Consider the following 13,182-nt stretch of genomic DNA (forward strand, 5'->3'; position numbering starts at 1 on the left):
TATGACCGGATATGCCTACCAAAGTCGCACGCCGCACTTCAACCGTCATCCGCTGGTGCTGGCGATACAAATCGCCTTGGCCGGTGCTTGGCAGCCGGCCTTGGCCGAATTGGCCGGCAATGCGCTGCCTAATGGCGGCCAGGTGACGTCGGGACAGGCACAAATCCACCAAGATGGCGCACGGATGGATGTCGTACAAGGTAGTGATAAAGCTATCATCAACTGGCAGAGCTACAACATCGGCGCCAGTGCCCATGTGGATTATCAACAGCCTAACGCCAGCGCGATCGCGCTGAACCGCGTGACATCCGGCGAAGCATCGGTCATTGCCGGCCGATTGACCGCTAACGGTCAAGTGTTTCTGGTGAACCCCAACGGCGTGCTGTTTGCCAAGGGCGCCCAAGTCGATGTCGGCGCGATGGCGGCGTCGACGATGAACATCAGCGATGCCGATTTCCGTGCCGGCAACTACCATTTCAAGCGCGAGGGCAGCGACGCCGGTGTCGTCAATCAGGGCGACATCCGTGCCAAGGACGGCGGATACGTGGCGTTGCTGGCCCCCAGCGTCAGCAACGAAGGTCTGGTCCAGGCCCATTTGGGCACGGTGGCGCTAGCCGGCGGCGATGGCGTAAAACTGGAATTGGACGAAGGTAAACTGGTCAATGTTCAGGTTGATCCAGCCACCGTCAATACGCTGATCGAGAACAAACAGCTGATCCGCGCCGATGGCGGCCGGGTGATCATGACGGCCAGCGCCGCCGACCAATTGCGCGGCGCCGCGATTAACAACAGCGGTGTGGTTGAGGCCAAATCCCTGGTCAATCGCGGCGGTTCGATAGAACTGATCGGCGACGAGGTCAGCAACAGCGGCACACTGGACGTGTCCGCCGCCGAGAATACCCAAGGCGGCAATGTCGTCGAGCGCGGCCGGTTGGTCGTCGATACCGGCACCATCCGCGCCGACGGTGATAGCGGCGGGGATATTCGCCTGACCGGCGACCGCGTGCTGCAAACCGGAACGCTCAGCGCCGAAGGTACCGTCTCCGAAGGCGGCCGAATTACGATTGCCGCCGACAGTCGAGTCATCCAGACCGCATCCGCCAAGCTGTCCACAAAGGGAAGCCAAAACGGCGGCGACATCGCCGTGACCGCGGGTGGCCAAGGTGGCGTGTTCAGTTCCGCCACCATCGATGCTAGCGGCGTTTCTGGACGCGGTGGCAAGATCACCGTCACCGGCGGCAAAGACGTTACGTTGGCCGCTGCGACGATCACCGCCAACGGTGCCAAAGGCGGCGGCAAGATCAGCATTGGCGGCGGCTTTCATGGCAAGGACGCGGCGGTTCGCAATGCCACGATAACGCGAATCAATCCCTTCACCCAACTGCAAGCCGACGCAACTGAAAAGGGCGATGGCGGTGACGTCGTGGTTTGGTCGGATCAGAAAACCGATTTTTATGGCACGATCTCCGCCAAGGGCGGTTCGGCGGGCGGCGACGGCGGCACCATTGAAGTCTCGTCTCACGACGCCCTACTGTTTGGCGGAACCGTTACCACCTTAGCCAGTCAGGGCCGCAACGGCAGTCTATTACTCGATCCGCGCAACATCACCATCGACAGCAGCGGCCAGTACCCGCAATTCGATTTCGAAGACCCCAATCCGACCAACACACTGGGCGTCACATCCGGCTTCGGCACCGGCACTTCGGTCCTGTGGAGCACCAACGTGGCTGTGACGAATCCCTATGACGACTTCGGCGGCCAGGATGCCGGCGCGGTTTATTTGTACAACGGCTGGTCCGGGGCGCTGATCGCGACGGTCACCGGTAGCCACGCCGATGATCGCCTGGGCAGTGGTGGGATCACCCAGCTGGTTAGCCAAAATACCAATACCAACGTCAACGTCTCGTTCAATTCGCTTGGCAACTTTTTGATTTCCAGTCCGCATTGGGATGGTGGCAAGGGGGCGGTGACCTGGTCCAGCGGTACCGCCGGCTTGAGCGGCACCGTATCGTCAGCCAACAGTTTGGTCGGCAGCTCGGCAAGCGATGCCGTGGGCAGCGGCAGTATCGTGTTGGTCGATAATTATTACGGCGCGACTGGTCACACTTGGAGCAACGACAACGGCTATTTGAAATATCTGGTCCTAAACCCGCAATGGAATGCCAGTACCGGTGCGGTCACGATGGGCAGTGCTTTGAGCGGAATATCCGGTGTCATTTCATCTTCCAACAGCTTGGTAGGTGGTGCTGCTGGAGACCAAGTCGGCAGTAGTGGGATCACGCAATTTGTCACCGAGTTTCACGATTACAACAGTAGCGGCGCGTTGATTACCGGCACCGAGTATTACCGAAATTTTTTCGTGATCGCCAGTCCGCATTGGCAGAACGGTGCCAGTGCCGACGCCGGTGCGGTCACTTGGGCCAGCGGCTTGGCCGCATTGACCGGCACAGTTTCTTCGTCGAACAGCCTGGTCGGTGGCAATGCCAACGACCGGATCGGTAGCGGCGACATCAAAGCGCTTTATTACTCCAGCAGTACCAACTATACCAGTCAACCCGGCGACACCCCGCCGCACGGCCACGTTAACACTTACCGTACCGACGCGGCGTATGTGGTCGCCAGCCCGCATTGGGACGGCGACAAAGGTTCAGTCACCTGGCTCAATGCCGCCACCGGTTACGCGTCCGGCGGCGCGACTGCCGGTTTCGCGGTATCGTCCGCCAACAGTCTGGTCGGCGCAACCGCCAGCGATTTGGTCGGCAGCGGCGGCATCCAGTTACTCAGCCACTACACCAGCCGCAGCCCGGATACCGGCTATACTTCAACCCATCCGTATTACTTGATACTCAGTCCCCATTTCAACAATGGCGGCTCAACCGCCGACGCCGGTGCGATCACCTGGGGCGACGGCCGCACCATCACCTACGGCACTGTCACGACGACGGACTTATTCGGAAACACGCTAACGAATATCCCGACCGAAACCAGCACCAACAACGGCGGCGTATCCGGTGTCATCGGCAGCGGCAACAGCTTGGTCGGCAGCCATGCGGGCGATCAGGTCGGCAGCGGCGGCGCCAGTTACCTAGGGCAAGATCCGGGTTACATGGTACTCAGCCCGTTATGGAATGGCAGCGCCGGTGCGGTGACCTTCTGGAACGCCACAGCCACCAAGACCGGCACCTTGGGCTCGGCCAACAGTCTGGTCGGTACGACCGCCAACGATCATGTCGGAGGGGGCGGAATTTTGATGAAGGACGGTTACTATTTGGTGTTGAGTCCTGACTGGGACAACGGCGGAGCCACTGATGCCGGGGCGGTCACCTGGGGTAGCAAAACGAGCGGCGTCAGCGGCGCGGTCGGCGCGGGAAACAGCTTAGTCGGCAGTACAGCCAACGACGGTGTCGGCAGCGACGTCAACAATATCGTCGATGTGGGCGTGGCCGATTACGTGGTCCTAACCCCCACCTGGGATAACGGCGGTAATGCCGATGCGGGCGCCGCGAGTTGGGGTAGTGTCGGCAGCGGCGTCAGTGGCGCTATCAGTAGCAGCAACAGCTTGATTGGAAGTCATACCAACGACCGAGTAGGTAGCGGCGGCGTCGTAACGGCTTTTAACGGTGTGGAGACCGCAAACAACTGGACTTACACCTATTTTTACGGCGTGATCAGCCCGCATTGGGACAGTGATCGCGGGGCTGTCACATTCGGCGCCGAAGCCAGCGGTATCCAAGGAACCGTTGGCTCTGGTAACAGCCTCGTCGGCGACACCGCAGCTGATCAGGTTGGCAGCGGCGGCGTCAAAGCCGGGCAATATACCGAATTGACTTACAACGGAAGCACTTGGTCAGGCACCCGCACTGCGTATTATTTGGTTATCAGCCCCAATTGGAGCGACGGCGGCAACGCGAACGTTGGGGCCGTTACCAAAACCGCGGCGGCCACAGGCATAACCGGAAGTATTAGCTCGGCAAACAGCTTGATCGGCGGTACCGCAGGCGATCAAATCGGCAGCGGCGGCGTCACGCTGTTGCCGTACGACTGGACCACGGGTAGCGGAGTAGGTCAGAAACAGTACCATCTGGATTATTACTCGATTGCGAGTCCTTATTGGGACAACGCCGCGACGGCCGATGCCGGCGCGGTGACCTGGGGCAGCGTCACCACGACGGCAGGCGCGGCGTCGCCGTTGACCGGCAATGCCAGCGCGGCCAACAGTTTGGTCGGTACTCACGCCAACGACCGCGTCGGCAGTGGCGGCGTGGTCGCACTGCCGGCTGAATATAACAACGCGACGCGGGTGGGCTATATTGTGATCAGCCCGAACTGGGGTAACGGCACCGACACGCAGTTGGGTGCGGTGACATGGGGCAGCCGCCTGACCGGCGCTTTAGGGGCGGTGAGCAGCAGCAACAGCCTGATAGGCGCCACCTCCGGCGATCAGGTCGGCAGCGGCGGCGTCACGGTTTTGACGAACGGTTACGATCCTATCAACGGCGTCTCGAGTTACAACTATCTGGTGCTAAGTCCGCACTGGCACAGTGGCGCCAATGTAGACGCCGGCGCGGTGACCTGGGTCGCCGAAAAAACCGGCTTCGCCTATGGCGAGAGCAGCCAAGGCGCGGTGGTTGGGATCGGTAATAGCTTTGTCGGCAGCCAGGCTGGCGACCAGGTCGGTAGCGACGGGGTCATCGATTTGGGCGTGTCTTATTTGGTCGGTAGCCGGCACTGGCATAACGGTTCCGCGGCGGATGCCGGCGCGCTATCCTGGGCGCGCGCCAGTATCGGCGGAGCCGGCGCGGTGTCGGCCAGCAATAGCTTGATCGGTAGTTACAGCAATCAGGACGTCGGCCTGAACCAAGTTAGATTAACCGTTAACTACAATACCTACTATTACGACTATCTGGTCATCGATACCGATTGGCGCAACGGCGGATTGGCGAACGCCGGCGCCGTGACCTACGGCGATGCCTTCTACGGTATTTTCGGCGAGGTTTCGGACGCGAACAGCGTTGTCGGCACCACGGCGAACAGCGGCATCAGCTTCGATACCGGCGGCCCTTGGGTGGATTACTATCAATATGCCGGCACCAACTATTTCAGCCTGCTGCCAGGCTTTGCTTATGACCACGGCGATACCTTCGTGGTCAGCTTCGCCAACGAAAATAGCGGCCGGGTAACCTCGGGTGCTACCGATCCGAGTCGCATTACTTATGGTATGGCGGTCGGCAAGGACATGACCATAGCCCCGGACGTTTTGACCAATCTACTCGGCTGGGGTACCAACGTCACGCTACAAGCCAGCAACGACATCACCGTTAACAGCGCGCTCAATGTCGCCGGGCTTTTCAGTTCGTCAGCGACCCTGAAATTGGAGGCGGGACGCAGCATTTACGTCAATGCCGACATCACCACCGACGGCGGCAACTTAGTGCTGCACGCCAACGATTTGGCAGCCAACGGCGTTGTCGACGCTGATCGCGCGGCCGGGAATGCTGTTATCGAAGTTGCCAACGGTGTCACGATAGATGCCGGCGCCGGTTCGGTCACCATGGAGTTACGCGACGGCACCGGCAACACCGAGGACGACAGCGGCAACATCACCCTGGCGGGACAAATCCTGGCCGATACCATCAGCATTATCCATCGCGGCACCGGCGGCGCGAGCGGCAGCAAGAATATCGTTTTAAACAGCGGCGGGAGCTTGACCGCCAGCGGCAGCGGGGATGCGCTGGTTTTGGCGGCCGCCAGCGGCGGCGAGTTGATCAACAATGTCGGCAACGGCGTACTGTCCGCCGCCAACGGTCGTTGGCTGGTGTATATGCACAGTCCATCCGGCTCGACCGAGGGCGGCCTGACTGGGGCGGCGGGTTCGGCTCTCCCCAGGCTATACAACAAAACTTACGATGGCAACGCGCCGGCAACAATCGTCGCGGGCAATCACATGATCTATGACTACCAGCCTAGCCTGAGCGTCGACGTCGGCAACATCAGCAAAACCTACGGCGACGCCGATCCGAGCGCGAGCAGCGCGTTTTCGGGTTACGTCAACGACGACGGCGTGACGGACTCTGCCACCGTTGCGGGTTTAAGTGGCACGCCAAGTTTTAGCATCGTCGGCGGAACGGCCGGCACTGCCCGCGCGGTCGGCAGCTATACCGTCAACGGCGCGGTCGGTTCGGCCGCGATCAGTGGCGGGGCCGGTTATTCGACGACGATAGGCACCGGAGGCGCCAGCGGAACCTTAACGGTCAACAAAAAAACGCTGATCGTGACCAGCAGTGACGACAGCCGCGCTTACAACGGCTTGGGCTACAGTGGCGGTCACGGTGTCAATATCACCGGCTTCGTCAACAGCGAAACCTCAAGCGTATTGGGCGGCAGCGTTAGCTACGGCGGCACCTCGCAAGGCGCGGCCAACGCGGGTAGCTACACCATTACCGGGAGCGGATACACTGCCAGCAACTATGATTTCAGTTATGTCAACGGCACCTTAACCATCACGCCGTTCGTGGTTAGTCTGACCGGCAATCGGGCCTTTAACGGTTCGACCAATGTGGCGGCGGGCATTTTCTCGACCAGCAGCTTGGTGGGTAGCGAAACCCTGAGCCTGAGCGGCACCGGCACGGTCGCCGATAAAAACGTCGGCACCGGCAAAGCGGTGACGCTGGGGACTTTGGCGCTGGCCGATGGCAGCAACGGCGGCTTGGCCAGCAACTATACGCTGAGCGGCGGCACGCATACCGCGGATATTTCAGCAGCCAGCGTGACCGTCAGCACCAGCGACGTCAGCAAGGTTTATGACGGCGGCACCAGCGCAGCCGGCACCGCCACGCTGACCGGCGGTACGCTGTACGGCAGCGACAGCCTCAGCGGCGGCACCTTTGCCTTTACCGACAAAAACGTCGGCAGCGGTAATAAAACGGTGAGCGTCAGCGGTGTGACGGTCAGCGACGGCAATAGCGGCGCCAACTATTCGGTGAGCTATGCCAATAACACCAGCAGTACCATCACGCCGTTCGTGGTCAGTCTGATCGGCAATCGGGCCTTTAACGGCAGTACCAACGTGGCGGCGGGCATTTTCTCGACCGGCAGCTTGGTGGGTAGCGAAACCCTGAGCCTGAGCGGCACCGGCACGGTCGCCGATAAAAACGTCGGCACCGGCAAAGCGGTGACGCTGGGGACTTTGGCGCTGGCCGATGGCAGCAACGGCGGCTTGGCCAGCAACTATACGCTGAGCGGCGGCACGCATACCGCGGATATTTCAGCAGCCAGCGTGACCGTCAGCACCAGCGACGTCAGCAAGGTTTATGACGGCGGCACCAGCGCAGCCGGCACCGCCACGCTGACCGGCGGTACGCTGTACGGCAGCGACAGCCTCAGCGGCGGCACCTTTGCCTTTACCGACAAAAACGTCGGCAGCGGTAATAAAACGGTGAGCGTCAGCGGTGTGACGGTCAGCGACGGCAATAGCGGCGCCAACTATTCGATCAGTTACGTCAATAACACCAGCAGTACCATCACGCCGTTCGTGGTCAGTCTGACCGGCAATCGGGCCTTTAACGGCAGTACCAACGTGGCGGCGGGCATTTCCTCGACCGGCAGCTTGGTGGGTAGCGAAACCCTGAGCCTGAGCGGCACCGGCACGGTCGCCGATAAAAACGTCGGCACCGGCAAAACGGTGACGCTGGGGACTTTGGCGCTGGCCGATGGCAGCAACGGCGGCTTGGCCAGCAACTATACGCTGAGCGGCGGCACGCATACCGCGGATATTTCAGCAGCCAGCGTGACCGTCAGCACCAGCGACGTCAGCAAGGTTTATGACGGCGGCACCAGCGCAGCCGGCACCGCCACGCTGACCGGCGGTACGCTGTACGGCAGCGACAGCCTCAGCGGCGGCACCTTTGCCTTTACCGACAAAAACGTCGGCAGCGGTAATAAAACGGTGAGCGTCAGCGGTGTGACGGTGAGCGACGGCAATAGCGGCGCCAACTATTCGATCAGTTACGTCAATAACACCAGCAGTACCATCACGCCGTTCGTGGTCAGTCTGACCGGCAATCGGGCCTATAACGGCAGTACCAATGTGGCGGCCGGCATCTTCTCGACCGGCAGCTTGTTCGGTAGCGAAACCCTGAGCCTGAGCGGCACCGGCACGGTCGCCGATAAAAACGTCGGCACCGGCAAAGCGGTGACGCTGGGGACTTTGGCGTTGGCCGACGGCAGCAACGGCGGCTTGGCCAGCAACTATACGCTGAGCGGCGGCACGCATACCGCGGATATTACGGCTTACCAGGTCAACCTGACCGGCAGTCGTAGTTACGACGGCACCACCGCCATCAATGCCGCCAGTTTGACGACCTCTACTCTGGTCGGCGGTGAAACACTGACCCTGACCGGAGTCGGAGCGGTCGCGGATAAAAACGTCGGCACCGGTAAAACGGTTGCACTAGGCTCGTTGGCTCTCAGCGATGGCAGTAACGGCGGTCTGGCCAGCAACTATACCTTGATTGGCGGTGACTTTAGAGCCGACATCAGCCCAGCCAACCTGGTTTTGACCACCGGCGACATTATCAAAACTTACGACGGCACCACGTCCGCCTCGGGCACCCCAATCATCAAAGCCGGCAGCGGTAGCCAACTCTTCGGCGCGGACAGCTTATCCGGCGGTGTGTACACATTTATCGATAAGAACGCCAGCGGTGGCGGCATCGTGACGGTTAGCGGTATTAGCGTTTCCGACGGCAACGGTGGCAACAACTACGCAATCAGTTACAGCGATAACACTACCAGCATAATTTTGCCTTACGTCATCCATTTAACCGGTTCGAGGGTGTTCGACGGCAGTAACCTTGTAAATGCCGATGTTTTCAATTTAGGCACCTTGGTCGGCAATGAAACTCTGTCGCTAAGCGGGGCTGGTCAAATGTCGGATAGCAGCGCCGGTATCGATAAACCGGTCGATCTTGGAACCTTGGCCTTGAGAGACGGCGGTAATGGCGGCTTGGCCAGCAATTACACGCTAGCCGGCGGCAATCCAGTTGTCACCATCCTACAAAGCCCTGCCGTCGATACGCCAACTGATATCGTCGACGCCGGTACCGCTGTACCGAACAGTGGCGGAAATGGCAGTGCGGCTGACGGCTCCAACGGTGGTGGTAAAGCCGGCGGCTTGGCGCTTTCGGCGCTACGCGGTACCGACAGCAACCGGACCGTGCAATTCAATATTGCGGACTCGGGGATCAATGGCGGTGGAAGTACCACCGGTTTGACGGCGGGTGGTACGGCGCCTACGCAAATAGGCAATACCGTGCATTTATTGGCGTCCCAAACTTTGGTAGCGGGAGGTCAGGTGCAGATCGTCGCCAACGTTGAGGTTAATAACTATTCAATTGGATTTAGTTTTGCGCTACCAGCCGGAGTGCTGCCTACAACGGCGGGAGACAGCACGGTTTCGGCGAAAATGGGTAACGGCGAGCCGTTACCCGCTTGGCTGAGTTTTAATAGCCAATCGTTAAGCTTCAGTACTGACAGCGTTGGCGCCGCGCAGTTGCCGCTACAAGTCGTGATCACTCAGACCAGCGCGAGCGGCCAACAAAAATCGATTATATTGACTATCGAAAAACAAGACCAAGCGATCTGAATCTACAGCAATAAATGCTGATCGAACCGGGGAGCTGTTGATCGGTTTTACCAAATCGGTTTGGCTATGCGCGTGTCTTTCGGCAGCTGATGGCAGTAGGCTAAATGAAGTTTCCCCGGATCAAATCGGGGTTTATTCCCGATGAACGCTGGCGGTGCGCCTGGATAATACCCGGTTTTCACCACCCTTCGGGATTGCCCATGCGACACATCATGCTTTCATTCAGCTTTTTGCTACTTTCCTGGCAAGTTCACGCTCACGGCCCGACGCCGCAAAAAGCCAAGGAATCGGTGACGATTCAAGCGTCGCTTGCCAAGGTTTGGAGCGAATTAAAAAATTTCGACGACATTGCCAATTGGCACACCGACCTAAAAAAGAGCACGGGTGACGGCAAGAATCAGTCCGGCGGTCTGCGTACATTGACGTTTCAAAACGATGAAACCATCACTGAAGAACTGGATTATTACAACGACGCTGAACACGAATATAGTTACCGGTTGAAAACCGAAAATACCAAAGCGATTCCGACCAGTTCGCATACGGTCGATGTGAAAGTCACGGCAGGGGAGACCGCCGACAGCAGCGTGGTAACCATCAAAAGCCGATTCTACCGCGGCGATACCGGCAACACACCGCCGGACAATTTGAGTGACGAAGCGGCGGTTAAAGCAATGACGCAGTTTTTCAAGAACGGCTTGAGCGGCTTGAAAGCGAAGTTGGAGAAATAAATCTAAAGGCAGTCTCGAAAACTCGTAATTCCCGTGTATGCTGGAGCCGTTAGACCACGCAGAGATTTTAGTATATTGGTTTCGCTGGGCTTCCGCTGTCGCGGGAGCGACGACTATGAATTATCAAAAAGCCATTTAAAAGTAGAATCAAGTCTATCTTGCCAACTGATCAGCATTAAAAAAATCGCCCCTAGCGGGGCGATTTGCTGTCTGAGGTTTTACGGATTGGGTCCGTTGTGGCAGCTAAAACAACTCACCTGATAACCCGCCGGCCAATTCTTAATACCAAACTCATCGGCATCAATGGTTTTCGCAACCTTTACCGCACTCAAGGGAGTGCCGGCGCTGGTCGTACCGTGGCAATAGCTACAGCTTGGCGTAGTGGCTGTGCCGTTTTTATTGGCGTCTTCGTGTTGCTTAACCCAGGCATCGCCGGTGGTGTGCATGCCGTGCGGGCCGCCGTTTACCGTGTTCGGGACTGTAGCATGGCAAGCCTTACATTCGGCTACCGTGCCGGCGTGTCCTTGCACGGCGATGCTTTGCAGGTTTTCGTCGGCATGTGTGGATGGGTATTCCGCGTGTGTCGCACCGTGACAAGCCTCGCATTGCAAGCCGCCGTGGCCTTTACTGAAGCGGTACAAGTTCAATCCGGGAACCGGCGTATTGGCGTTGGTGGCAAAGGTATGATCTGTTGGCACAATCGCTTTGCCGGTGGCGTCGATGCCGGAGATGGCGCGTTTGCCGGGTGCTGCGCTGTTGTGGCAAGACTCGCAAGTTGGCTCGTTGAACCAGCCTTGCCGAGTTGGGCTGCCGACCGCTTTCATATTGCCGTGACAGCTTTGGCAACTGATAGACGGGTCGCCGCTTGCATCGCTGGCTGTGGACATCGCACCGCGCAGACATTGTGTCACCGATCCCGGATGGCATTGGTAACAGGCGCTGCGGTTGTCCAGACTATCCAGCGTTAACTGGGTGGCAGGATCTTTCACATCGGCATGTTTCAAATGCAATGACTGGGTAAACGGTGCAATGCCGGCCATGCCGCCCATCACCGTGGTTTTGTTTTCCTTATCAAAGTAGGCGTTGCTGGCATGGCATGCCACGCATAGAACCGGTTGTCCGGCATCTGCCGTTGTTAATAAGCCGCTTGCTTTGTAGCCTTTAGCGCTTAGTGTGCTTAGTGCGTCTTTAAATAATGTGTTCGCTGCCTGTTTTTCATCATGCAGACGCAGAATGTTACGCTTCCAGTCTTTGTCAGGATCGGCATCGAACACCCAGCCGGCCACGGGTTTAGCAGCAGTTTGCGCGGCATTGTTATTGGCGTCTGTGGACGCGTGGCAGCCTTTGCAAGTCATCTCGTCGCTGACCGGCAATACGGTGGTGGCGCTAGCCAGTACTTTACCGCTCAGCGCATCCTTGGCGACGACCTTAACGGTGGGATAGAAGTTTTTGTTACCTTTGTCGTCGAAGGGCGTCACCGGGATACCTTCGGCCTCGAACCAGCCGAACGCTGTGTTGTAGGTCATGGGCGCAGGTTTTAAGGATGGCGTTTTGTTGCCGGGCATTGGGTTTCCGCTGGCGAGTCCGTCCAGGTTAACACCGACATCCGGCGCCGGATTTAGGCCTACTAACTCACCGACCCAAGACCAGAAATTGGTTTTGTTGGCGCTACTGGTATTGATGGAGCCGCTACTGTCGGCGACCGCTTCATAAGTCAACAATACGTTGCTACTGACTAACTTGCCGTTTTTATCTTTTAATTGCGCATGCAAAGTGTTGTAGGGCGGCAAGATGGCGAACACGGAAAAATCCAGCCCGTCCATGCAATGCATGCCTAAGTCATTCCAGGCCAGCAAGGTGTATTCGCCGATAGCCGTGGTATTTAAGACTGTTACCGCTACCGTTTTTGACGTCTTGCTATCGCGGATGGTCACCGTCGCCGAGCCGGCTTTAATGCCTTTTACGGTAGCGAGGTTATTGGCATAGCTGACGGTGGCGACTGAGTTGTCAGAGGATTGGACGCTTACGGTCCCGGAGGCATTAGTGACCGTGACGGTCGCACTGCCGCCAACGTTAACCGCCACCACGGCGGGCGAAATCGTCAAGACGGAAGAGGGAGCGCTGATGACTTTTACTTCCACGCGTTTCGAGCTCTCACGATCCCTTACCGTGATAGTCGCCGAACCGGCTTTTACACCCTTGATACTGGCGATGCCGCTGGCGTAACTGACTGTCGCCACGCTGGTGTTACTGGATTTTACACTTATGCTTCCGGATGATTTCGTGACAGCAACCTTGGCTATGTCACCCACTAAGATTTCGACGGAATTGGGTTTGAGTTCAAGTGCCTGTGCGCTGCCAAATCCGCATAAACCCAGAAAAATCAGCAAAAGCCGAAAAATAAATAGACGTGCATTCATACATGCCTCCCATGAATACGTTTTGATCGGATGGGTAACCGTTAATTAATTGCCCATATGAATGGAAGCAAACGGTCAATATCCGATACCGCGTCGCTCCTCGGTGGTGCTTTATTACTTTTTTTAATAAGGTTATTCACTTGGCACAATAACCATTCAACATGAATTGAAGATGAAAATATAATGAAGTAATGATTAAGATCGACGCAGCTTTGAGACCGGGAAGGCATGAACCGGGTGTCTTTATGCGCCGCTTGGGAGTGAGGTTTGCAGCGTTGCAGCCGGGAGTTCCGGTCGCAAGCGCCTTTTGACAGCATTGTTAACACGGCCCTTAAAAACCGTTCGCCTTGAGTCTATCGAAGGGCCAAGCAATTCAGGCTTCGATCCGCTC

The 13,182-nt window shown here is 58.0% G+C and carries 3 protein-coding genes; 2 read left to right on the top strand and 1 reads right to left on the bottom strand.

Features of this window, described 5'->3' with window-relative positions:
* Position 1 precedes the first annotated feature (1 nt).
* Positions 2-9,643: a YDG domain-containing protein gene (locus ACR64Q_RS09870; RefSeq protein WP_483823318.1), complete on the top strand. Its 9,642-nt coding sequence runs from the start codon at positions 2-4 to the stop codon at positions 9,641-9,643.
* Positions 9,644-9,843: 200 nt separating this feature from the next.
* Positions 9,844-10,371, top strand: coding sequence for an SRPBCC family protein (locus tag ACR64Q_RS09875; RefSeq protein WP_313734508.1), 528 nt, complete (start codon positions 9,844-9,846; stop codon positions 10,369-10,371).
* 218 nt (positions 10,372-10,589) lie between these two features.
* On the opposite strand, the gene ACR64Q_RS09880 is transcribed toward ACR64Q_RS09875, so the two are convergent.
* Positions 10,590-12,791, bottom strand: coding sequence for a hypothetical protein (locus ACR64Q_RS09880; RefSeq protein WP_313734509.1), 2,202 nt, complete (start codon positions 12,789-12,791; stop codon positions 10,590-10,592).
* Positions 12,792-13,182 lie beyond the last annotated feature (391 nt).

This window comes from Methylomonas sp. 2F7 (assembly GCF_057126975.1).